General features: G+C 74.4%; 20 protein-coding genes and 1 riboswitch. Of the genes, 11 read left to right on the top strand and 9 right to left on the bottom strand.

Going from position 1 to position 21,581, the window contains the following annotated elements; all coding sequences use genetic code 11:
* Nucleotides 1–21 precede the first annotated feature (21 nt).
* From ACIA8Q_RS22355 to ACIA8Q_RS22340, 4 genes are all read left to right on the top strand, one after another.
* Nucleotides 22–1,125, top strand: coding sequence for a sugar kinase (locus tag ACIA8Q_RS22355; RefSeq protein ID WP_360211492.1), 1,104 nt, complete (start codon nt 22–24; stop codon nt 1,123–1,125).
* Between the two features lie 154 nt (nt 1,126–1,279).
* A complete protein-coding gene (locus tag ACIA8Q_RS22350) occupies nt 1,280–2,029 on the top strand; it encodes an IclR family transcriptional regulator (protein WP_360211494.1) in 750 nt (249 codons plus the stop codon).
* Nucleotides 2,030–2,055: 26 nt separating this feature from the next.
* The gene (locus tag ACIA8Q_RS22345) at nt 2,056–2,463 is read left to right on the top strand and encodes a RidA family protein (RefSeq protein WP_360211496.1); all 408 of its coding nucleotides are present in this window, start codon (nt 2,056–2,058) and stop codon (nt 2,461–2,463) included.
* A 145-nt stretch (nt 2,464–2,608) separates the two neighbouring features.
* The gene (locus tag ACIA8Q_RS22340) at nt 2,609–3,328 is read left to right on the top strand and encodes a DUF2470 domain-containing protein (protein ID WP_360211498.1); all 720 of its coding nucleotides are present in this window, start codon (nt 2,609–2,611) and stop codon (nt 3,326–3,328) included.
* 365 nt (nt 3,329–3,693) lie between these two features.
* On the opposite strand, the gene ACIA8Q_RS22335 is transcribed toward ACIA8Q_RS22340, so the two are convergent.
* Nucleotides 3,694–4,695, bottom strand: coding sequence for a peptidoglycan DD-metalloendopeptidase family protein (locus ACIA8Q_RS22335; protein WP_396317588.1), 1,002 nt, complete (start codon nt 4,693–4,695; stop codon nt 3,694–3,696).
* Between the two features lie 2 nt (nt 4,696–4,697).
* Nucleotides 4,698–4,881: riboswitch (cyclic di-AMP (ydaO/yuaA leader) on the bottom strand.
* A gap of 312 nt (nt 4,882–5,193) precedes the next feature.
* On the opposite strand from ACIA8Q_RS22335, the gene ACIA8Q_RS22330 reads away from it, so the two are divergent.
* Entirely contained in the window at nt 5,194–6,726 is a 1,533-nt protein-coding gene (locus ACIA8Q_RS22330; RefSeq protein WP_360221000.1) for an MFS transporter, read from the top strand.
* Between the two features lie 7 nt (nt 6,727–6,733).
* Here ACIA8Q_RS22330 and purB read toward each other — a convergent pair whose 3' ends face one another.
* The 4 genes from purB to ACIA8Q_RS22310 all read right to left on the bottom strand — a co-directional run bounded on the left by purB (nt 6,734) and on the right by ACIA8Q_RS22310 (nt 10,075).
* Entirely contained in the window at nt 6,734–8,164 is a 1,431-nt protein-coding gene (purB, locus tag ACIA8Q_RS22325; protein ID WP_360220997.1) for an adenylosuccinate lyase, read from the bottom strand.
* Nucleotides 8,165–8,309: 145 nt separating this feature from the next.
* Nucleotides 8,310–8,765, bottom strand: a complete 456-nt coding sequence (locus ACIA8Q_RS22320; RefSeq protein WP_360220994.1) for a MarR family transcriptional regulator — start codon at nt 8,763–8,765, stop codon at nt 8,310–8,312.
* A 141-nt stretch (nt 8,766–8,906) separates the two neighbouring features.
* Complete coding sequence (locus ACIA8Q_RS22315) at nt 8,907–9,323, bottom strand: DUF3037 domain-containing protein (RefSeq protein ID WP_360220991.1); 417 nt, start codon at nt 9,321–9,323, stop codon at nt 8,907–8,909.
* A complete protein-coding gene (locus tag ACIA8Q_RS22310; RefSeq protein ID WP_360220988.1) occupies nt 9,320–10,075 on the bottom strand; it encodes a HipA family kinase in 756 nt (251 codons plus the stop codon). The genes ACIA8Q_RS22315 and ACIA8Q_RS22310 overlap by 4 nt, the downstream gene beginning before the upstream one ends.
* Before the next feature lie 207 nt (nt 10,076–10,282).
* Between ACIA8Q_RS22310 and ACIA8Q_RS22305 the strand changes: the two genes are divergently transcribed.
* Nucleotides 10,283–11,641, top strand: coding sequence for an NAD(P)/FAD-dependent oxidoreductase (locus ACIA8Q_RS22305; RefSeq protein ID WP_360220985.1), 1,359 nt, complete (start codon nt 10,283–10,285; stop codon nt 11,639–11,641).
* A gap of 50 nt (nt 11,642–11,691) precedes the next feature.
* On the opposite strand, the gene ACIA8Q_RS22300 is transcribed toward ACIA8Q_RS22305, so the two are convergent.
* Together ACIA8Q_RS22300 and ACIA8Q_RS22295 are read right to left on the bottom strand one after the other, a co-directional pair.
* Nucleotides 11,692–12,900 carry a GDSL-type esterase/lipase family protein gene (locus ACIA8Q_RS22300; RefSeq protein ID WP_360220982.1) on the bottom strand — a complete coding sequence of 403 codons (1,209 nt, stop codon included), beginning with the start codon at nt 12,898–12,900 and terminating at the stop codon, nt 11,692–11,694.
* Between the two features lie 296 nt (nt 12,901–13,196).
* A complete protein-coding gene (locus ACIA8Q_RS22295) occupies nt 13,197–14,534 on the bottom strand; it encodes an aminotransferase class I/II-fold pyridoxal phosphate-dependent enzyme (protein WP_360220979.1) in 1,338 nt (445 codons plus the stop codon).
* A gap of 34 nt (nt 14,535–14,568) precedes the next feature.
* Between ACIA8Q_RS22295 and ACIA8Q_RS22290 the strand changes: the two genes are divergently transcribed.
* The 5 genes from ACIA8Q_RS22290 (at nt 14,569) to ACIA8Q_RS22270 (ending at nt 19,126) form a co-directional block, all read left to right on the top strand.
* On the top strand, nt 14,569–15,246 hold the full coding sequence (locus tag ACIA8Q_RS22290) for a pyridoxamine 5'-phosphate oxidase family protein (protein WP_360220976.1): 678 nt from the start codon (nt 14,569–14,571) through the stop codon (nt 15,244–15,246).
* Nucleotides 15,247–15,260: 14 nt separating this feature from the next.
* Entirely contained in the window at nt 15,261–15,902 is a 642-nt protein-coding gene (locus ACIA8Q_RS22285) for an FMN-binding negative transcriptional regulator (RefSeq protein WP_360220973.1), read from the top strand.
* 267 nt (nt 15,903–16,169) lie between these two features.
* A complete protein-coding gene (locus ACIA8Q_RS22280; protein ID WP_360220970.1) occupies nt 16,170–17,579 on the top strand; it encodes a sugar porter family MFS transporter in 1,410 nt (469 codons plus the stop codon).
* Between the two features lie 101 nt (nt 17,580–17,680).
* Nucleotides 17,681–18,382: an alpha/beta fold hydrolase gene (locus tag ACIA8Q_RS22275; protein WP_360220967.1), complete on the top strand. Its 702-nt coding sequence runs from the start codon at nt 17,681–17,683 to the stop codon at nt 18,380–18,382.
* A 210-nt stretch (nt 18,383–18,592) separates the two neighbouring features.
* Nucleotides 18,593–19,126: an HAD domain-containing protein gene (locus tag ACIA8Q_RS22270; protein WP_360220964.1), complete on the top strand. Its 534-nt coding sequence runs from the start codon at nt 18,593–18,595 to the stop codon at nt 19,124–19,126.
* Here the strand turns inward: ACIA8Q_RS22270 and ACIA8Q_RS22265 are convergent.
* Nucleotides 19,104–19,892 carry a CPBP family intramembrane glutamic endopeptidase gene (locus ACIA8Q_RS22265; RefSeq protein ID WP_360220961.1) on the bottom strand — a complete coding sequence of 263 codons (789 nt, stop codon included), beginning with the start codon at nt 19,890–19,892 and terminating at the stop codon, nt 19,104–19,106. The genes ACIA8Q_RS22270 and ACIA8Q_RS22265 overlap by 23 nt on opposite strands.
* 76 nt (nt 19,893–19,968) lie before the next feature.
* Nucleotides 19,969–21,474 (bottom strand): glutamate--cysteine ligase, encoded by a 1,506-nt coding sequence (locus ACIA8Q_RS22260; protein ID WP_360220959.1) that lies wholly within the window; start codon nt 21,472–21,474, stop codon nt 19,969–19,971.
* Between the last annotated feature and the right edge of the window lie 107 nt (nt 21,475–21,581).

Raw genomic sequence — 21,581 nt, 5'->3', positions numbered from 1 at the left:
CGCAGACGAGGAGCCCAGCTGATGCCGCGACAGGACACCCCGGGCCCGAGCCGCCCCGGGCCTCCCCCGACGGCCGTCTGCGTGGGCGAGTCGATGGCCGTCCTGCTCCCGGACCGCCCGGGCCCGCTGGAGGCGGTGGACACCTTCCGGCTGTCGGTCGGCGGAGCGGAGTCCAACGTGGCCGGCGCGCTGGCCGCGCTCGGCGTTCCGACCGCCTGGATCAGCCGGGTCGGTGACGACGGCTTCGGGCGGCGGCTGCTCGCCGAGGTCGCCGCCCGCGGCGTGGACGTCTCGGCGGTCGCCGTGGACCCGGCCCGCCCGACCGGCCTCTACCTCAAGGAGGTCGGTGGCGACAGCGGCCACCGCCACGACCTCGGGCCCGGCCGCAGCCGGCTGCACTACCACCGGCGCGGCTCAGCGGCCGCGGCGCTCTCGCCCGCCCTGCTCACCGACCCGGCGGCCGCGCGCCTGCTGTCGGGTGCCCGGCTGCTGCACCTGTCCGGCATCACCGCCGCGCTCTCCGACGACTGCCTGGCCCTGCTGCGCGCCCTGCTCGCCGCCCCGCGCCCGGGCCGGCTGATCAGCTTCGACCTCAACTGGCGCCCCGCGCTCTGGCACGGCCGCGACCCGGCCGTCCTGCCACCGCTGCTGGACGCCGCCGACCTGCTGCTGCTCGGCGCCGACGAGGCGGAGGCCGCCTTCGGCACCGGGGACCCGTCCGCGCTGCGCCGGCGCTTCCCCTCCCCCGCCACGGTCGTGGTCAAGGACGCGGCCCGCGTCGTCACCGCCCTGGAGCGGGACGGCACGGCGGTGGCCGAGCCGGCGCTGGCCGTCGAGGTGGTCGAGGCCACCGGCGCGGGCGACGCGTTCGCCGCGGGCTACCTGGCCGGCACCGTCCGCGGCCTGGACCAGCGCCGTCGGCTGCGACTCGGCCACCTGAGCGCCGCCTGCGCGCTGACGGCCCACGGCGACCAGGCCGAGCTGCCGCCCGCCGCCGTGGTGGCGGCGCTGCTCGACGCCTCGCCCGCCGACTGGGCGGCCACCCGGGTGTGCGCACGGGGCATCTCCGGCCCGGCCGTCCCCGCGGGCCCGGCCCGCGCGGCCCGGTGGGCACGGGCAGAATGAGCAGCGATCCCGGCCCCCGCCGCAGCCCCGGCCGGCGCCGCGCTCCCGGCGCGTCCCGCGTTCCCGGCGCGTGCGGCGCGTGCGGCGTCCGCGACGCGCTCGGCGCCCCCGGCCCGCGCCGCGATCCCAGCCCGAGCCCTCCGAGCGGAGCACGATGAGCCAGACCGTCACCCGCGCCCTGCGCATCCTCGCCGAACTGGGCGAGGGCGAGCGCTCCCTCGACCAGCTGGCCGAGGTGCTCGGCGTCCACAAGACGACCGTGCTGCGACTGCTCCAGAGCCTGGAGGAGGAACGGTTCGTCTACCGCGACGCGGGCTACCGCTACCACCTGGGCGCCGGCCTGTTCGCGCTCTCCGGCCTGGCGCTGGAGCAGCGCGGCGTGCGCCGGATCGCCGCCCCGCACCTGGCCGAGCTGAACGCCGCCACCGGCCAGACCGTGCACCTGGCCGCGTACGAGGGCGGCGAGGTGGTCTACATCGACAAGTTCGACTCCCGGCACCCCGTCAGGATGTACTCCCGGATCGGCCTGCGCGCCGCCCTGCACAGCGCCGCCGTCTCCAAGGTGCTGCTCGCCGACCTGCCGCTGCCGGAGCGCCGCCGGGTGGTCGCCGGGATCGACTTCACCCCGCACACCGCCCGCACCCTCACCACGCCCGAGGAGCTGCTCGCCGAGCTGGAGCGGGTGGCCGCCCAGGGCTGGGCGCAGGACCACGCCGAACACGAGGCGTTCATCAACTGCGTGGCGGCGCCGATCCGGGACGTCACCGGCCGGGTCGTCGCCGCCGCGTCCATCTCCGTCCCGGACGTCGTGCTGCCCTACGAGCAGGTGCTGGACCTCCTCCCGCAGCTGCTCGCCACCGCCCGCGCCGTCTCGGCCGACTGCGGCCGCCCGGACCGTACCTGACCGACCGCCAGAACACGAGGAAGCCGATGACCGACAAGACCGAGATCCGCACCGACGGCGCCCCCGCGCCCGCCTGGACGTTCTCCCAGGGCGTCCGCAAGGGCCCGATCCTCCAGGTCTCCGGCCAGGGCCCGCAGGACCCGGCGACCGGCGAGTACCTGTACCGCGGCGACGTGCGGGCCCAGACCCGGCGCACGCTGGAGAACGTCAAGGCGATCGTCGAGGCCGGTGGCGCGACCATCGAGGACGTGGTGATGTTCCGGGTCTACCTCACGCAGCGGGCCGACTTCCCGCTGATGAACGAGGTCTACGCGGAGTTCATCGAGGAGAACGTGAAGCCCGGCGGGGTGAAGCCCTGCCGGACGACGGTCTTCGTCGAGCTGCCGCAGGAGCCGATGCTGGTCGAGATCGACGCCCAGGCCGTGATCGGCTGAGCGCCGCCGCCCGGACGGAAGGGCCCGGACGCCCCGCGCGTCCGGGCCCTTCCGCGCACCGCTCGGACGGCGCGGACGGGGCGGCACTTGCCACACCCTCCCACGGTGATTAGGTTAGGCTCACCTAACCAACTGGAGGTCCGTCATGAGTCTGCCCACCGACGACGCCCCGGTGCCCGAGCCCACCACCGCCGAACGGGTCCACAGCCTCCTCGCCGCGACCTCCTCGCTCACCGTCCGCGCCCTCGGCGAGCACCACGACCTGGACACCCCGGTCTCCGTCCACGGCTCCCGGCTGCGCCTGCGCGCCCCGCTCGGCTCCCCGCTCTCCACCGCCGCCGCGCGCGAGACCGACGGCCTCGCGGTCGTGCTCGACGTCACCGACGTCTCCCCCGTCGCCGTCCGCGACCGGATCCGCGCCCGCCTCACCCTGGCCGGCCGGCTGCACCTGGCCCACCTCGCCGACGACGGCATCAGCGTCCACCTGCGCGTGGACGTCGCCCACGCCGTCCTGTCCACCCCGTACGGCACCGGCGCCCTCACCGCCGCCGACCTCGCCCACGCCGCGCCCGACCCGCTGGCCCGGTACGAGGCCGCACTGCTCACCCACCTCGCCGACGACCACGCGGACGCCGTCGCCGTCCTCACCCGGCTGCTCGACCCGGCGCTGCTCGCCGGGCGGCCGGACGTCCGGCCGCTCGCCCTGGACCGGCACGGCCTGGTGCTGCGCCTGGACCACCCGCACGGCCACCGCGACGTCCGCCTGGTCTTCCCCGAACCCGTCGCCGACACCGAGGAGTTCGGCCAGCGGGTGCACGAGCTGCTGAACGCCGCGGAGCAGGGCCTGCCCGTCCACCGGCTCTGAACCCGCAGCCCGGCGAACGGCACCCGGCGAACGGCAGCCGACAGGCGGCAGGCGGCGGACGCCCCCGGGGCCGACGTCACACCCCCGGCGCCGTCCGCCCGTTGCGCGCGCCGGCGCCGGAAGCGGAGACGCACCGGGAACGCCCCCGGGAACGGCGGCGGAAACGGCAGCGGCCGGCCCGGCTCGCGAGGGAGGTCTCGCGAGCCGGGCCGGCCTGGGCGTGTCCCGCGCCCATGTCCGCCGTTGCGGCGATCACCCGGTCGAGCGGTCACCCGACATGACCATCCCGGAGGATCGTTTCGCCCCGCATCAGCGGTAGTCCCGAAGGGCCCGTCCGGCGGGACCGGGCCCTCGACCCGTCAGGGTCAGAGAGCGACGCCGTGCGCCCGCAGGTAGGCGACCGGGTCGATGTCCGAGCCGTACTCGGAGCCGGTGCGGATCTCGAAGTGCAGGTGCGGGCCGGTCACGTTGCCGGTCGCACCGGAGAGGCCGATCTGCTGGCCGACGGTGACGGTCTGACCGATCGACACGCCGATCGAGGAGAGGTGCGCGTACTCGGCGTAGTGGCCGTCGGCGAGCTTGATCTCGACCTCGTTGCCGTAGGCGCCACCGTTGCCGGCCTTCACCACGACGCCGTTGGCGACGGCGCGCAGCGGGGTGCCGGTGGAGGCGACGAAGTCCTGGCCGGTGTGGTGGCCGGAGGCCCACATCGAACCGGCCACGCCGTAGGCGGTGCCCAGCTTCGGGTTGGCCAGCGGGGCGACGAAGCCCGAGGTGCTGGCGGCGGCCGGGGCGGCGGTGACGGCGGCGGCCGGCTTCGGGGCGGCGGTCTGCACCTGGGTCTGGACCGGGGCGGACGGCTTGGCGGCCTCGGTCTTGGCCTGCACCTGGGCCTTCGGCTTGGCCGGGGCGGCGGGCTTGGCCGGGGCGGCCGGGGCGGCGGGCTTCGCCGGGGCGGCGTCCGCGGACGGCGCGGCGTGGCCGGCGATCGAGAGGTGCTGACCCGGGAAGATCAGGTTCGGGTTGCCGCCGACGACCGAGCGGTTGTGCTCGTACAGCGCCTGCCAGCCACCGTCGACGTGCTTGGCGTCGGCGATCTTCGACAGGGTGTCACCGCTGACGACGCGGTAGCTCTCGGCCTGGGCCGGGGCGGTGACGGGAGCGGCGGCCGGGGCGGCCGGCTTGGCGTCGACGCTGGTGGCGTCGGTCCAGGTGGAGCTCTGCGCGGCCGGGGCGGCCGGGGCGGTGTGCGCCTGGGCGCTCACGGCGGCCACGAGCGGAAGGGCGAAGGAGACCCCGGTGACCGCGGTGGCGATGCCGATGCGGGCGGCGCGGGGCAGGGCGATACGACGAGCCTGAGCAGGCATGGAAGTTTCCTCTCCGACGCCTGCGAGGTGAGCTGTCGGGTTCGGGCTGGAGTTGCCCGGCCGCATGCGCGGCTTCACCCCAAGCCGGCCCTGGGATCCGGTACGCGAAGCGCGTGCCGATCCCGGTCCGGCGACTTACCTGTGGGTCCCCCGCTCCTGCCGTACAGAGTTCAGTTCGAACCACCGGGCAGCGGCAGGATTCGGCGTTCCACCCGGCGGATCCGTCCGGACTGGCCGGGCGGTCGCTGAACTAAAACCCATCCGTCCGGGTGAAGCAATGTCGATCTCTTGAACGGACAACCATCCCCGCCGAGGCCGTGACACTCCGAATGATCGGCTGCACCGTGCGTGCACAATCCATTCACCCGGCGCCACTGATCCACGACGCTGCGCCGATCCCGCCACCGCTGCGCGACCGTTCGCTCACGCACCGCACACCGTCGACACACCCCCCGGTGACCCTTGTCACGCGGGCCCCGCGGGGCGCAGGATCGGGCCGTGGCCACCTCCGCGGCCGGCACCCTGCGCCTGGGCACCGCGCAGGGACGCTGGGTACTCCTGGCAACCGTGCTCGGCTCCAGCATGGCGATGCTCGACGGCACCGTGGTGAACGTCGCGCTGCCCCGGATCGGCACCGACCTCGGTGCCTCCCTCGCCTCCCTGCAATGGACCCTGAACGCCTATCTGCTGACGCTCGCCGGGCTGATCCTGCTCGGCGGCGCGCTCGGCGACCGGTACGGCCGGCGCCGGGTGTTCCTGATCGGGGTGGTCTGGTTCGCCGCCGCCTCGGCGGCCTGCGCCGCCGCCCCCACCATCCAGGTGCTGGTCGCGGCCCGCGCCGTGCAGGGCATCGGCGGCGCGCTGCTCACCCCCGGTTCGCTCGCCATGCTGCAGGCCGTCTTCCACCCGGAGGACCGCTCGGCGGCGGTCGGCCTGTGGTCGGGGCTCGGCGGCGTGTCGGCGGCGGTCGGCCCGTTCCTCGGCGGCTGGCTGGTGGACGGCCCCGGCTGGCGGTGGATCTTCCTGCTCAACCTGCCGCTGGCGGCCGCCGTCGTCGCGGTCGGCGCCCGGCACGTCCCGGAGAGCCGGGACGAGAGCGCCACCGGTCGCTTCGACGTCCTCGGTGCGCTGCTCGCCGCGCTCGCCCTCGGTGCGCTCACCTACGCGTTGACCGCCGCCGGGGAGGGCCTCTCCCCCGCGGTCTGGTTCGCCGGAGCGGTCGGGCTGGTGCTCGGCGCGGCCTTCCTCACGGTCGAACGCCGCGCCGCCGAGCCGATGCTGCCGCTCGGCCTCTTCTCCTCCCGGCTGTTCACCGCCGTGAACCTGGTCACCCTGTGCGTCTACGCGGCGTTCAGCGGGGTGTTCTTCCTGCTGGTCGTGCAGCTGCAGATCGTCTCGGGCTTCTCCCCGCTGGTCTCCGGCCTCGCCCTGGTCCCGATCACCGTGCTGATGCTCACGTTCTCGGCGCGCGCCGGGCGGCTGGGCAAGCGGATCGGCCCGCGGATCCCGCTGACCGTCGGGCCGCTGCTGTGCGCCGCCGGGGTGCTGCTGATGCTGCGCATCGGCGCCGGCTCCACCTACTGGGCCGACGTGCTGCCGGCCGTGACGGTGATGGGCTGCGGGATGACCCTGCTGGTGGCGCCGCTGACCGCGACGGTGCTGGCCGCGGTCGAGGTGCGGCACGCGGGCATCGCCAGCGGCGTCAACAACGCCGCCGCCCGCGCGGCCGGTCTGCTCGCGGTCGCCGCCCTGCCGGCGCTCGCCGGGCTCAGCGGCGACGCCTACCGGGTGCCGTCCGCGGTGGACTCCGCCTTCCACACCGCGATGCTGATCTGTGCCGGTCTGCTCTGCGCCGGCGGGCTGACCGCCCTCGCCACCGTCCGCGGAAACGTGCTCGCGCCGGAGGACCACCCCGTCGCCGAGCCGGACTGCGCGTGGACCTGCGGCACCACCCCGCCGCTCGACCCGGGCCACGTGCACACGGACGAGGGCCCCGCCACCGGAACGGCGGCGGGGCCCTCGTCGGGCTGAGGCGACGTCAGAGGATGTCGCCCGGCGCGTACTTGGCGGCCTCCGGGTAGGCGGCGGCGACGGCCTCCACCTGGCGGACGACCTCGGCGACCTGGGCACCGGCCGCACCGGTGAAGGAGAGCCGGTCGGCCAGCAGGGCGTCCAGCGCGGCCCGGTCCAGCGGGATCCGCTCGTCGGCGGCCAGGCGGTCCAGCAGCTCGTTCTCCCGGGCGCCGGCACGCATCGCCAGCGCGGAGGCGACGGCGTGCTCCTTGATGACCTCGTGCCCGGTCTCCCGGCCGACGCCCGCCCGCACCGCACCCATCAGCACCTTGGTGGTGGCGAGGAACGGCAGGTAGCGGTCCAGCTCGGTCTCGATCACGGCGGGGAAGGCGCCGAACTCGTCGAGGACGGTCAGGAAGGTCTCCAGCAGGCCGTCGAAGGCGAAGAACGCGTCCGGCAGCGCGACCCGGCGCACCACGGAGCAGGAGACGTCGCCCTCGTTCCACTGGTCGCCGGCCAGCTCGCCGGTCATCGAGGCGTAGCCGCGCAGGATGACCGCGAGGCCGTTGACCCGCTCGCAGGAACGGGTGTTCATCTTGTGCGGCATCGCCGAGGAGCCGACCTGGCCCTCCTTGAAGCCCTCCGTGACCAGCTCGTGGCCGGCCATCAGACGGATGGTCTTGGCCAGGCTGGACGGCGCGGCGGCCAGCTGGACGAGGGCGGTGAGCACCTCGAAGTCCAGCGAGCGCGGGTAGACCTGGCCGACGCTGGTCAGCACGTTCTCGAAGCCGAGGTGGCCGGCGACCCGCTGCTCCAGCTCGGCCAGCTTCGCGGTGTCGCCGCCGAGCAGGTCCAGCATGTCCTGGGCGGTGCCGACCGGGCCCTTGATCCCGCGCAGCGGGTAGCGGGCGATCAGCTCCTCCAGGCGGCGGAAGGCGACCAGCAGCTCGTCGGCGATCGAGGCGAAGCGCTTGCCCAGAGTGGTGGCCTGCGCGGCCACGTTGTGCGAGCGGCCGGCCATGACCAGCTCGGAGTGCTCGGCGGCCAGGCGGGCCAGCCGGACCAGCACGGCCACCGTGCGGTCGCGCACGTGCTCCAGCGACTGGCGGACCTGCAGCTGCTCGACGTTCTCGGTCAGGTCCCGGGACGTCATGCCCTTGTGGATCTGCTCGTGGCCGGCGAGCTCGCTGAACTCCTCGATCCGGGCCTTCACGTCGTGGCGGGTGATCCGCTCACGGGCGGCGATCGAGCCGAGGTCGACCTGGTCGATCACCCGCTCGTAGTCGGCGACGGCGTTCGCCGGCACCTCGACACCGAGGTCCTGCTGGGCCTTCAGGACGGCGAGCCACAGGTGGCGCTCGAGGACCACCTTGTGCTCGGGGGACCACAGCTGGGCCAGGGTCGCCGAGGCGTACCGGGAGGCCAGGACATTGGGGATCTGGGGCTTCGCGCTCACGCTTCGCAAGCCTAACAGCCGAGGTCAGCCGGAACGCCGCCGGATCCGCGGCCGCGCCCCACCCGCCCGCGGCGCCCGAGCCTCAGTGCCCGGGTCACGACGCCCGGGCCTCATGCCCGGGCCGCTACGCCCGGGCTGCGGCGTCCTAGGCCCCGGTGCCCGCCCGCCCGGCCAGCACCGGCAGGACCTGCCCGCAGATCGAGTGCAGCGCGATCCGCTGCTCGTCGGTCATCGCCTCGAAGGCCTGGTGGGTGCGGGCCATCTCGCCGCGGATCCGGGTGAGGATCTCCCGGCCCTCGTCCGTGATCACGACGATCTTCACCCGGCGGTCACCGGCCGCCGCCTCGCGGTGGGCGAGGCCCAGCGACTCCAGCCGGTCCACGATCCCGGTGACGTTCGACGCGTCGCAGCCCAGCCGACCGGCCAGCGCCCGCATCGGCACCGGCTCCTGCACCGAGCCCAGCGCCTTGGCCTGGGACGAGGAGAGCCCGTGCCGGGCGGCGGCGGCCGCGAAGTCCTGGAAGTACGCCGCGCCGACGGCGGCCAGCGCCTCCATCAACTCGGCGTTGGTCGGTACGGTCGTCGTCGCTGTCGAACCCATGGGACCAGCGTACGGCGGAGTGCTTCACCAACTCAAGCTTTGACCACGGCAACCGTCACCGGGGAGGCGGAACCGTCACCGCGGAGGACCGGGAGGACCGCGGAAGGCCGCGGACGACCGGGGAGGGCGGAGGACCGGACCTCAGAGGACCAGCTGGTCGAAGAGCCGCCGCAGCTCCGCCTCCGGGTCCGCGGTCAGCCCGGTGTGCACCGGCCCCGGCTGGACGACCGCGCTGCGCGGCGCGGTCAGCCAGCGGAACCGCTGCCCGGGGCTGTCCCCCTCCGCCGGACCGGCCTGCGGGCCGCCCGCACACACCGCCTCGATGCCGTGCAGCGCCCGCCGCACGCCCTGCACGTCCGCCACCGGGTCCAGCGCCAGCAGCCGGGCCTGGTCCAGGTGCGTGCGCGCGGCGAGGTGGGCGTTCTGCCGGCAGTACAGCAGCACCCCCACGTTGACGCACTCGCCGCGCTCGACCCGCGGCACCGCCCGGATCACGGCGTACTCGTAGTCGTGCAGCTCCACGGCCGCCGACGGCACGGACGTCCTCGGCTCGGTCATGCGGGCACCTCCGGCAGCCAGTCGCGCGGACCGGCCAGGCGCCCGGTCAGCTGGTCGCGGTACGCGGCGCGCACCGCCTCGGGTGAGTCGAAGCCCGGTTCGTCCAGCAGCCAGACGTCCGGGATCTGCGCCACCGCCCCCTCGACCGCCGCCTCGGCGAGCGGGGCGAGCACCTCGTCGGCGGCCGCCAGGTCCGGCCGGGCGCGCAGCAGCGCGTGGTCGGAGGCGTCGTACGGGCGGCGCACCCAGGCCGCCGCCCCGGACCACGCGTGGTGGAAGATCAGGCTCGCGCCGTGGTCGATCAGCCGCAGCCCGCCGGTCGCCACCAGCAGGTTCGGATTGCGCCAGGAGCGGTCGACGTTGCCGATCAGCGCGTCGAACCAGATCACCCGGCCGGCCAGCTCCGGGTCCACCTCGAAGCAGAGCGGGTCGAAGTTGAGCGCGCCGCTCACGAAGGCCATGCCGAGGTTGGTGCCGCCGCTGGCGCGCATCTGGTCCTGGACCTGCTGGTCGGGCTCGCTGCGGGCGAGCACCGGGTCCAGGTCGATCGTCACCAGCTCCGGCACCGGCAGCCCGAGCCGCCGGCCCAGCTCACCGGCCAGCACCTCCGCGACCAGGGCCTTGCGCCCCTGCGCGGCGCCGACCCATTTCAGCGCGTACAGCCGCCGGTCGTCGGCCTCGACCAGGCCCGGCATCGAGCCGCCTTCTCGCAGTGGCGTCACGTAGCGGATCGCCGTCACCTCGGGGAGCACGCCCGACAGCCTAGCGGTGCCTCCCGCCCCCGCCGCTCCGCGCCGTCGGCCCGCACCACCGGCCCGTCACCCTGCTCCCCGCACCCCCACCGGCCCCTCACCCCCCATCAGCCCCGCCCCGGTGGCAGGCCCTGCTGCGCCGTGCGAGTGTGGCGGACAGTAATGGGGACCTTCGCGGTCACGACCCGCACGGCAAAGGGATGAGCGATGGAACGACCTCGGATCCTGATCGTGGGCGGTGGCTTCGCCGGCCTGGAGTGCGCTCGCCGACTCGAACGCAAGCTCTCGCCGGCCGAGGCCGAGATCTCGCTGGTCACTCCGTTCAGCTACCAGCTCTACCTGCCCCTGCTGCCGCACGTCGCGGCGGGCGTGCTGACCCCCCAGTCCGTGGCGGTGTCGCTGCGCCGGTCGCTGCGCCGCACCCACATCGTCCCCGGCGGCGCCATCGGCGTGGACCCGGCCGCCAAGGTGTGCGTGGTCCGCAAGATCACCGACGAGGTGGTGGCGCAGAAGTACGACTACCTGGTGCTCGCCCCCGGCAGCGTCACCCGCACCTTCGACATCCCGGGCCTCACGGACTACGCCCGCGGCATGAAGACGCTCGCCGAGGCCGCCTACGTGCGCGACCACGTGATCGCCCAACTCGACCTCGCCTCGGCCACCCTGGACCAGCGGGAGCGCGAGTCCCGGCTGCAGTTCGTGGTCGTCGGCGGCGGCTACGCCGGCACCGAGACGGCGGCCTGCCTGCAGCGCCTGACCACGGCCGCCGCCCGCCGCTACCCCCGGCTGGACGCCCGGCAGATCAAGTGGCACCTGATCGACATCGCCCCGAAGCTGATGCCGGAGCTGGGCGACGCGCTGGGCACGGCCGCGCTGGAGGTGCTGCGCGAGCGCGGCATCGAGGTCTCGCTGGGCGTCTCGGTGGCCGAAGTGGGCGCCGAGTCGGTCAAGTTCACCGACGGCCGGGTGCTCCCCTGCCGCACGCTGATCTGGACGGCCGGGGTCGCCGCGAGCCCGCTGATCGGCACGCTGGACGCGGAGACGGTCCGCGGCCGACTGGCGGTGACGGCGGAGCTGCGGGTGCCGCAGTTCGAGGGCGTGTTCGCGCTGGGCGACGCGGCCGCGGTGCCTGACCTCGCCAAGGGTGACGGCGCGGTCTGCCCGCCGACCGCCCAGCACTCCGCCCGGCAGGGGCGCGCGGTGGCCGCCAACGTGATCGCCGCGCTCCGCAACCAGCCCCTGGAGCCTTACTACCACAAGGACTTGGGCCTGGTGGTCGACCTCGGCGGCAAGGACGCGGTGTCCAAGCCGGTCGGCGTGGAGCTGCGCGGGGTGCCGGCGCAGCTGGTGGCCCGCGGCTACCACCTGATGGCGATGCGCACCAACGTCGCCAAGTTCCGGGTCGGCGCGAACTGGCTGCTCAACGCGACCGCGGGGGACGACTTCGTCCGCACCGGCTTCCTCGCCCGGCAGCCGGCCCGGCTGCAGGACTTCGAGTACACCGACGCCTATCTGACGAAGGATCAGGTACGGGCGCACGCGCAGGCGTTGCTCGCCAAGGGCTGAGCCCGCACGCCCGGTGCCCCCCGCGCCTGCGAGGGGCACCGGGCGTGGTGTCAGCGCGCGGCCAGGTACATCCCGCTCGCGTCCTGCCCGGCGGTGTTGCGGCAGGAGTAGTCACCGCTGGTGCGGCCCCACAGCAGCGTCAGGCAGCGCCCGAGCGCCTGCTGCCCGTAGTAGTTGGGGTGCATCGACTCCTGCAGGGCGCCCTGGGTGCTGTTGAGGCCGCCGTCCAGGAAGCGGGCCCACTCGCTGGTGGTCGCGGACGGCCCGGAGGCGGAGGTGGGCTGCCGGGTGGCCGTGGAGCAGACCTCGCGGCCCTGCAGCATGTCGGAGAGGTCCAGGAACTGCGCCCCCTTGGCGGAGGCGACGCCGGCCAGCGCGGTGGAGATCTGCGGCACCATCGAGTCGCGCGCCCAGTCGGCGTCGCCGTCCCAGAACGGACAGCCGCCGGTGTTGGAGCGGGTCCACCCGCTCTCCGGGTAGCGCATCTCGGAGCTGCGCGGGATCGGCGACGGGTAGGACTGCAGCACCAGGCGGTAGTCGCCGGGGGCGTAGCCCGCGCCGGTCATCACCGCGCGGATCTCGTCGATGGCCTTGCCGACCCCGGCCATCGCGGTGGGCAGCTTGGAGTCGATCGAGGACTGCGCGGAGTCGTGGCAGTACGAGTACCAGATCAGGTAGTCCTGGACGCAGTTGGAGATGATGTCGGCGAAGCCGAGGTCGTTCCCGCCGATCGACAGGGTGATCAGCTTGACGTTGTTCTGCCGTGCCACGGTGGCGAGTTGGTCGGCCTGGGGGGCCTCGCCCTTGTAGGACTGGCCACCGTTGGCGGCCCGGTAGACGTTGGCGGCGACGGCGCCGGAGCAGGCCAGGTTGATCTCGTTCTGGGCCCCGGTCGAGGCGCTGAGGACCTCGGCGACGTCGGAGCGGTCGCAGCCACTGGAGGCCGTCGCGCCGTAGACCCGGGAGGCGTCGGCGGAGCTGCCGTTCCAGGCGCGGTCGGTGCCGTTGCGGCTGCCGCTGGTGCCGGCGGCGTTGCCCTTCCAGCGGCCGGCCTCGCCGGAGATGTAACTGTCGCCGAGGGTGACGCTGGCGGTGGGGCCGCTCGGGACGGCCGAGGTGGCGGCCCGGGCCGGCGCGGCCGCGGCGAGGCCCCCGGCCATCAGGCCGCCGGCGGCGAGCGGGAGGGCGAGGGCTGCGGTGAGCAGCCGTCGGGTGAGTCGAGGGGTGCTGCGGGTGATGCTCGAACCGTTTTCGGGCACGGCGGAACTCCTGCGGCTCGGTCCTCCCGCGTGGTGGGGACGGGAGGACGCCTAGGTGAGGGTGGGCCGCCGGCCGGTGGCGCGATGAAGATGACATGCCCGCGTTAGTTACCGCTAGGTATCTGCAGCAGGTTTCCCGCTTTGTTACCGCCGGGTTCAGACCAGTGGGGCCGGGGGTTGGACGCCGCGCAACCTCACCGGACGACGCGCGGGCGCCCTGCGGGCCGCTGACCTGCACGGCACCCGAACACCACCCGCCCCACGGGTGACCCGCCCGTGACCGGCCGCCGCCCGGGTCACACCAGGCGCGAGCCGACCCCGCCCGTGCCCAGCACGCCGGCGAGGTCCTCGGCCAGCCGCCGGGCGTCCGCCGGGTCCAGCCGGGACGTGGTGATCCGCAGCCCGGGCGGCGACTGGAGCCGGTACCGGGCGCCCGGCGCGGCGACCCAGCCGCGCTGCACCAGCGCGGCGAGCGCCGAGGTCTCGTCCGGCACGGGCAGCCAGACGTTGAGCCCGCTCCGGCCGTGCGCGGCGATGCCGCGGGCGGCGAGGTCGTCGAGCAGCGCGTCCCGGCGGGTCCGGTAGACGCCGGCCACCCGGGCGACCGGTGCCGCGTCGGTGCGCCACAGCTCGGCGACGGTGCGCTGCAGCAGCAGGCTGACCCAGCCGGCGCCGAGCCGCAGCCTCCCGGTCAGCCGTCCGACGGTGTCCTCGTCGCCGACGGCCACCGAGAGCCGCAGGTCCGGTCCGTAGGCCTTGGCCGCCGAGCGCACCACCGCCCACTGCCGGGTGCCGGCGCCCACCAGCGGGTGGTAGGGCTGGTCGACCATGCCGTGCCCGTGGTCGTCCTCGATCAGCAGCACGTCGGGGTGGCCGGCCAGGACGTCGCGCAGCTCGTCGGCCCGGCGGGCGGTGAGCGCGGCGCCGGTGGGGTTCTGCGCCCGGCTGGTGACCACCACGGCACGGGCGCCCTCGGCCAGTGCGGCGGCGAGCGGGCCGGGCAGCGGGCCCTCGTCGTCCAGGCGGACGGGCACCGGCCGCAGGCCGATCGCGGGCAGCAGGTCGAGCAGGCTGCCCCAGCCCGGGTCCTCGACGGCGACGGCGTCGCCGGGGCGCAGCCGGGTGACGAGGATGCGTTCCAGGGTGTCGAGCGAGCCGGAGGCGAGGGCGATCGGGCCGCCGGGCAGGCCGTCGGCCTCGAAGGAGGCGCGGGCGAGCGCCAGCAGTCCGGGGTCCACGGCGGGGTGCCCGTAGAGGACGGGCTCGGCCCGGGCGGCCTCGGCGGCGGCGGCGAGCGCGGGGCCGAGGTCGGGGAGCAGCGCCGGGTCGGGGTTGCCGTGGGAGAGGTCGCGGGCGTGCGGCGGGACGGGGATCCGGATCTGGTCGCGCGGAGTGAGGGCGGGCCTGGGCAGGATGCGGCTGCCCTTGCGGCCGGCCGTCTCGATCACTCCGCGGTCGCGGAGCAGCCGGTAGGCGGCGGCGACGGTGTTGGGGTTGACGCCGAGTTCGGCGGCGAGGTCGCGCAGCGGGGGCAGCGCGGTTCCGGGGGCGAGGCGTCCACTGCTGACGCCCTGCTCGATGTGGGTGGCGATCTCGCTGGCGCGTCGCCCTTTCAGCGGATAGTCTCCTAGCACAAAGCAAATTATGCACTAGTACAACGAGGTTGTCATGTCGCTCCCCGCAGACGGCTCCGCCCCCTTCAGCTACTCCCGCACGCCCCGCACCACCCCCACCCGGTACAAGGACCGCGCCACCTGGGAGCAGGACGCGATCCACGCCGTCCTCGACAGCGCGTACATCTGCCACCTCGGCTTCGTCGCCGACGGCGCCCCGGTCGTGCTGCCGACCATCTACGCCCGGGTCGGCAGCCGGCTCTACGTGCACGGCTCCACCGGCAGCCGTCCGCTGCGCGGCGCCTCCGGCGACCGGGGCCTGCCGGTCTGCGTCACCGTGACGGTGGTCGACGCGCTGGTGCTGACCAAGTCCGCGTTCAACCACTCGGTCAACTTCCGCTCGGTGGTCGCCCACGGCACCGCCCACCAGGTCACCGACCCCGAGGAGCTGGACGTCGCCCTCGCCGCCCTGGTCGACCACGCCGTCCCGGGCCGCTCCGCCGAGGTCCGCCCGGCCAACGCCAAGGAGCTCGCCGCCACCGCCGTGATCCGGCTGGAGCTCGACGAGGTCTCGGCCAAGACCCGCGCCGACGGCGCCGACGACGACCCGGAGGACCTGGACCTGCCCTACTGGGCCGGCCTGATACCGGTCTCCACCGTGCACGGGACGCCCGAGCCGGACGCCTCCACCACCGTCCCGCTCCCGGCGCACCTGCGCTCCTACCCGCGCTGACCGGAGGTCCGCCCATGCTGATCCGCTCCTGGGACCGCGGCGACGAGGCGGAGTGGCGCGCCTGGCTGGCCGAGGGCCGCGACTTCGGCCTGCTCGCCGCCAACGGCGCCCCCGGCGCCGGCCCGGTGCTCGTCCCGACGCACTTCCTGCTGGACGCCGACCGCGGCGAGATCCTGCTCCACCTCGCCGCGCCCAACCCGCTGCTGGCCGCCGTCCGGGCCGACCCGAAGGTGACCCTCGCCGTCACCGACGACTACGCCTTCGCACCGGGCCACTGGCGCGGCGAGCCGGGCACGCCCACCAGCTACTACGCCTCCGTCCACTTCCACTGCACCGCCGAAGTGGTCGAGTCCGCGGCGGGCAAGGCCGAGATCCTCAACCGCCAGCTGGCGCACTTCCAGCCGGAGACCCCGGACACCCGGGTGGTGCCCGGCGAGGGCGAGTTCTCCCGACTGCTGCCCGGCCTGCGCGGCCTCCGCCTGACGGTGGACGAGGTCCGCGCCAAGTTCAAGTACGACGACAAGAAGCCGCCCGTCGCGCAGGAGGAGATCGCCGACCGGCTCGCCGAACGCGGGGGTTCAGGCGGCCCGCGGCGCGACCACGACGCCGGCGCCCGCACCCAGCTGCTCCGCCGCCACCGGCGGCGCACCCGCTGACGGCACGGCGCACCGGCAGGGCCGTACACCCGCACCGGCCGGACCGCACGGCACGCTCACCGCACCGCACCGCACCGCGAACCGCGAACCGGCCGACGGGCCGACGGGCCGACGGGCCGACAAGCCGACGTCCTGACACCCGATCAGGCGACACGCCGTCACCCGTTCGGCCCCCAATCCGCGCACCGCGGCGCCGCCGCTGCTCGAATGTGAGACGAGTCCTGCCCACCCGGCCCTCGGAGCGGGCCGTCCACCCGGGGAGCGCACTTGTCCACAGTCAACACCCATCGGTCCGGCGAGGCGCACCTCGGCCACGTGGTCTTCATCTCGGCGGCCGCGGCGATGGGCGGCTTCCTGTTCGGCTACGACAGCGCGGTGATCAACGGCGCGGTGACGGGCATCCAGAAGCACTTCGGGGTGGGCAACGGCGAGACGGCCTTCGTGGTCGCCATCGCGCTGCTCGGGTCGGCGGCCGGCGCGGTGGCCGCCGGCCGCCTCGCCGACCACCTCGGCCGGGTCCGCACCATGCTGCTGGCCGCCACCCTCTTCGCGATCAGCGGGATCGGCTCGATGTTCCCGCCGAGCATCCAGGTGCTGGCCACCTGGCGCGTGGTCGGCGGCGTCGCGATCGGCATCGCCTCGGTGATCGCGCCGACGTACATCGCCGAGGTCGCGCCGACCGCCTACCGCGGCCGGCTCGCCTCCTTCCAGCAGATGGCGATCGTGCTCGGGATCACCGTCTCCCAGCTCGCCAACTGGGCGCTCAACCAGGCGGCCGGCGGCGAGTCCACCGGCCACCTGGGCGGCATCCAGGCCTGGCAGTGGATGCTCGGCGTGGAGACCATCCCCGCCCTGGTGTACGGCCTGATGGCGCTCGCCATCCCGGAGTCCCCGCGCTACCTGATCGCCGACCACCGCGAGGAGCAGGCCCGCAAGGTCCTGCTCGAGGTGGAGGGCGAGGGCGTGGACCTGGACGCCAGGGTCGCGGAGATCCGCGCGGTGCTGGAGTCCGCGCACAAGCCCCGGGTCAAGGACCTGCTGGGCGGCCGGTTCGGCCTGCTGCCGATCGTCTGGGTGGGCATCGGCGCCTCGGTGTTCCAGCAGTTCGTCGGCATCAACGTGATCTTCTACTACTCGTCCTTCCTGTGGCAGTCGGTCGGCATCAACGAGTCCAACTCCCTGCTGATCAGCCTCTCCACCTCGATCGTCAACGTGATCGGCACGGTCGTCGCGATGGTGCTGGTCGACCGGATCGGCCGCAAGCCGCTCGCCCTGGCCGGCTCGGTCGGCATGGCGCTGTCGCTGGCCACCGCCGCCTGGGCGTTCTCCTACCGGCACGGCACCGGCGACACCGCCACCCTCGACGACACCCACGCCACCGTCGCCCTGGTCGCGGCGCACGTCTTCGTGTTCTGCTTCGCCTTCTCCTGGGGCGTGGTGGTCTGGGTGCTGCTCGGCGAGATGTTCCCCAACCGGATTCGCGCGCTCGCGCTGTCCGTCGCCGCCTCGGCCCAGTGGATCGCCAACTGGGCGATCACCGTCAGCTTCCCGGACCTCGCCGACTGGAACCTGTCCGCCACGTACGTCATCTACGCGGTCTTCGCGCTGCTCTCCATCCCGTTCGTGGCCTACTGCATCAAGGAGACCAAGGGCCGCGCCCTGGAGGAGATGGGCTGAGCCCGCCCCGCCGCCACCCCGGGCGCGCACCCCGAGGCGCACCCGGGCCGCTCCCCCGTCGAGTCCCCGCCGCACCCGGCCCGACCCACCGAGAGGACGCCATGCCCGACCAGCGCGGCTCCCGGCAGAACACCACCTTCCCGAGCGCCGGCCGCACCGCGCACGGGTACCTGGCCCGCCCGCCGCAGGGCGTGGGGCCGGGTCTGGTGGTGGTGCAGGAGTGGTGGGGGCTCACCTCGCACATCGCGACGATGGCCGACCGCTTCGCCGCCGAGGGCTTCACCGTCCTCGCGCCCGACCTGTTCGGCGGCGAGACCACCCACGACCGCGCCGAGGCGGCCCGGCTCAAGCGCGACCTCCCGGTCGAACGGGCCGTCGAGGACCTCGCCGGGGCGGTCGACCACCTGCTCTCCCTGGACGGCGTGGTCGGCGACGCGGTCGGCGTGGTCGGCTTCTGCATGGGCGGCGGCCTCGCCCTGCTGCTGGCCGCCCGGGCCGGCGACCGGGTCGCCGCCGTGGTGCCCTTCTACGGCCTGCCGCCCGATCCGGACTTCGACTACCGCGGCCTGACCGCGCACGTCCTCGGGCACTTCGGCGAACTCGACGGCTCGATCCCGGAGACCGCCGTCGACGAGGCCGCGATCCGGATCGGCGAGGCCACCGACGTCCGCCCCGAGTTCCACTTCTACCCGGCCGGGCACGCCTTCATGAACGACGAGGACCTGCTCGGCACCCACGACCCCCTGCAGGCCCGGACGGCCTGGCGCCGCACCCTCAGCTTCCTCTGGGGCCACCTGGGTTAGGGCGCGTCCTGTGGATCCCGTCGGGCGCACGACGCCGGATCGTCCGGCCGGCCCGCAGGGGCACCGCCGACGCACCGGAGCCCGCGGGCGAGCCCGCCTTCGCGCCGTGAGCGCCCCGTGCGCCCCGCGTGCGCCCGCCCGTACGCAACCAGCGGTGCCCCCGGCTCGTCCGACCGGTCAAGCAACGCCATCGCCTTTGGGGGGCCACCGGTGCCGAAGCCACTGCTGTTCCTGGACGTCGACGGGGTGCTGAACCCGGTCTGCCCGCACCCGGACGCCGAATTCGACACCCACACCCTGCTCGGATACTCGGTGCTCCTCTCGGAGCGGCACGGCGCCTGGCTGCGCGAGCTGGCCGGCAGCTACGAGCTCGTCTGGGCGACGACCTGGGAGGAGCACGCCAACACCCACGTCGCCCCGGCCATCGGCCTGCCCGAGCTCCCGCTGGTCCGCTTCACCGGCGACGTCCCGCAACCGGGTGCCCCGCGCGTCCCGCTGATGGAGCTGCTCTCGGCCCGCAAGTGGGCCCCGCTGCTGCGCTACGCGGCGGGCCGCCCGTTCGCCTGGGTGGACGACGTCATCCCGCCGCGGCTGGTCCGCCGCGCGCTCTGGCGCCGGGACCGCCTGCTGCTGCCGATCGACCCGGGCCAGGGGCTGGAGCGCCGGCACGTCGACCGGCTGCTCGCCCGCCCGCCGCGCCCGCTGACGGCCCGCCGCCCGCTCAGGGGGTCGGCAGCCAGCTGACGTGCCCGGCCAGCAGCGCGTAGCCGACGAAGGCCACCGTGTCGATCAGCGCGTGCGCCGCCACCAGCGGCATCACCCGCCCCCACCGCCGGTACAGCAGGCAGAACACCGCCCCCATCACCATGTTGCCGACCAGCCCGCCGACCCCCTGGTACAGGTGGTACGACCCGCGCAGCACCGAGCTGGCCGCCACCGCCGCCGGCCAGGACCATCCCCGCTGACCCAGCCGGCGCAGCAGGTAGCCGAGGACGACGACCTCCTCGAGGACGGCGTTCTGCCAGGCGGAGAGCAGCAGCACCGGCACCCGCCACCACACGTCCGGCAGCCCGGAGGGCGCCACCGTCAGGTTGTACCCGGCCGCCTGCGCGCCCAGGTACAGCGCCAGTCCGGAGCCGCCGATCACCGCCGCCACGGCGGCGCCCCGGCCGAGGTCGCGCAGCTTCTGCCCGAGGTCGAAGCCCAGGATCCGCAGCGAGACGCCCTCGCGCACCAGCAGGTAGCCGACCAGCACCACCGGCATCAGGCCGCGCCCGATGTAGTACAGCTGCCACACCAGGTCCAGCCAGGGCCGCCCGGGCGCGCGCGAGCCGTTGAGCGTGGCGACCTGCTGGCCGAGCGTGAGGGGTTCGGTGAGCGAGCCGGCGAAGCTGATCAGCGCACTGACGCCGCTGGCCCCGAGCGAGAGGCCGAGGACGATCAGCAGTTCCGCACCGAGCAGCCGGCGCGTGGGCCGATCGGTCTCCGGCGCGGTCGGGACGGTGGTCACGGGGGCTCCAGCGGGGCGGGCGGCGCTCCGGCCGTCGGCCGACCGCCGGAGCGATCATCCTGACACAGCCGGACGGTCAGCCGACCGGCCAGGTGTGCACCGGCTCGCCGCCCCGCATGTGCTCGACGTAGCGCCTGGTCATCGCGGCCAGCGCGGCCGACCGGTCCATCCCGTACTGCTCGCGCAGCCGGTGGAAGGTGGCGCTCTGCCAGGAGGCGCCGTTGGTGCGGCGCAGGCAGCGCTGCTCGATGATCCCCAGGTAGCGGTCCCGGTCGGCGGGTTCCACGCCCCACTCGTCCAGCCCCTGGTGAGCCATCGGGAGCAGCTCGTTGAGCACCAGGTCGACGGCGGACACCGTGGTCAGCCCGCCGCTGCGGCCTGCCCGGCCCGGGCGCGGCCAGTGGAACACCGCGTCGATGCCGTACCGGGCGCCCTGCCGGAAGTTCTCCTCCGCCCGTTCGAACGGCAGCCGGGTCCAGACCGGCCGGGACTGCTCGGCGAGCACCCGCACCAGCCCGTAGTAGAAGGCGGCGTTGGCGAGGGTGTCGGCCACCGTCGGGCCGGCGGGCAGCGCCCGGTTCTCCACCCGCAGGTGCGCCACCCCGCCGGCGACGTCGTACACCGGCCGGTTCCAGCGGTAGATCGTGCCGTTGTGCAGCCGCATCTCGGCGAGCCGGGGCGCGCCGCCGGAGGCGAGCACCTTCAGCGGGTCCTCGTCGTCGCAGATCGGCAGCAGCGCCGGGAAGTACCGCAGGTTCTCCTCGAACAGGTCGTACGCGGAGTCCACCCAGCGCTCGCCGAACCAGGTGATCGGGCGCACGCCCTGGGCCTTGAGCTCCGCCGTACGGGTGTCACAGGCCTGCTGGAAGAGCACCGGACGGGTCTCCCGCCACAGCTCCCGCCCGAACAGGAACGGCGAGTTGGCGCCGAGCGCGAGCTGCGGCCCGCAGATCGCCTGGGCCGCGTTCCACACCGAGGAGAAGCGCTCCGGGGTCACCTGCAGGTGCAGTTGCAGCGAGGTCGCCGCCGCCTCGGCCACCATGGTGATGGTCTCCAGCTGGAGGTGCTCGACCCCCTCGATGTCCAGGGCGATGTCCTCGCCGCGGGCGGCCAGGATCTGGTCGCTGAGCAGGCTGTAGCGCGGGTTGTGGGAGATCGCGTCCAGCCCGGTGTGGCCGTGTTCCAGCGTCGGCAGGATGCCCACCATGACGATCCGGGCGCCGGCCTCCGCGGCCCGCCGGTCGGCGTAGCGCAGCCCGGTGTCGATCTCCTCGCGCAGCTCCTCGAAGACGTGCCCGCAGAGCCGGTGCGGGACGATGTTGACCTCGACGTTGAACTGCCCGAGCTCGGTCTGGAAGTCGCTGGAGCCGATCGCGCTCAGCACCTCGGCGTTGCGCAGGGCCGGCAGGCCCTCCTCGTCGGCCAGGTTGAGCTCGATCTCCAGGCCCATCACGGCCCGCGGCCGGTCGAAGCGGTCCTCCCGCAGCATCCGCCCCAGCGCGTCAAGACAGGCCTGGAGCTTGCGTCGGTACAGCTGCCGGTCCGCCAGATCGGCCCGAGTCGCCACGACCTTCTCGCCCACGGTCCCCTCCTCCTGAGCCACCGGCCGACCCGACCGTGCAAGCATCATGCCCACCTCGAAGATCGATACCCGAATGCTTGTACTGGCTTGCAATGCAAGGAAACTGA

Source organism: Kitasatospora sp. NPDC051705 (genome assembly GCF_044453265.1).
Lineage (GTDB): Bacteria > Actinomycetota > Actinomycetes > Streptomycetales > Streptomycetaceae > Kitasatospora.
Note: the sequence above shows the minus strand (reverse complement) of the source record. Positions and strands in the feature narration are given on the sequence as shown.

Bases quoted from the DNA above. Each gene is read 5' to 3' on its own strand.
- ACIA8Q_RS22355 (WP_360211492.1), top strand. From the start codon at position 22: ATGCCGCGACAGGACACCCCGGGCCCGAGCCGCCCCGGGCCTCCCCCG.
- ACIA8Q_RS22350 (WP_360211494.1), top strand. From the start codon at position 1,280: ATGAGCCAGACCGTCACCCGCGCCCTGCGCATCCTCGCCGAACTGGGC.
- ACIA8Q_RS22345 (WP_360211496.1), top strand. From the start codon at position 2,056: ATGACCGACAAGACCGAGATCCGCACCGACGGCGCCCCCGCGCCCGCC.
- ACIA8Q_RS22340 (WP_360211498.1), top strand. From the start codon at position 2,609: ATGAGTCTGCCCACCGACGACGCCCCGGTGCCCGAGCCCACCACCGCC.
- ACIA8Q_RS22335 (WP_396317588.1), bottom strand. From the start codon at position 4,695: ATGCCTGCTCAGGCTCGTCGTATCGCCCTGCCCCGCGCCGCCCGCATC.
- ACIA8Q_RS22320 (WP_360220994.1), bottom strand. From the start codon at position 8,765: ATGGGTTCGACAGCGACGACGACCGTACCGACCAACGCCGAGTTGATG.
- ACIA8Q_RS22315 (WP_360220991.1), bottom strand. From the start codon at position 9,323: ATGACCGAGCCGAGGACGTCCGTGCCGTCGGCGGCCGTGGAGCTGCAC.
- ACIA8Q_RS22305 (WP_360220985.1), top strand. From the start codon at position 10,283: ATGGAACGACCTCGGATCCTGATCGTGGGCGGTGGCTTCGCCGGCCTG.
- ACIA8Q_RS22290 (WP_360220976.1), top strand. From the start codon at position 14,569: ATGTCGCTCCCCGCAGACGGCTCCGCCCCCTTCAGCTACTCCCGCACG.
- ACIA8Q_RS22285 (WP_360220973.1), top strand. From the start codon at position 15,261: ATGCTGATCCGCTCCTGGGACCGCGGCGACGAGGCGGAGTGGCGCGCC.
- ACIA8Q_RS22275 (WP_360220967.1), top strand. From the start codon at position 17,681: ATGCCCGACCAGCGCGGCTCCCGGCAGAACACCACCTTCCCGAGCGCC.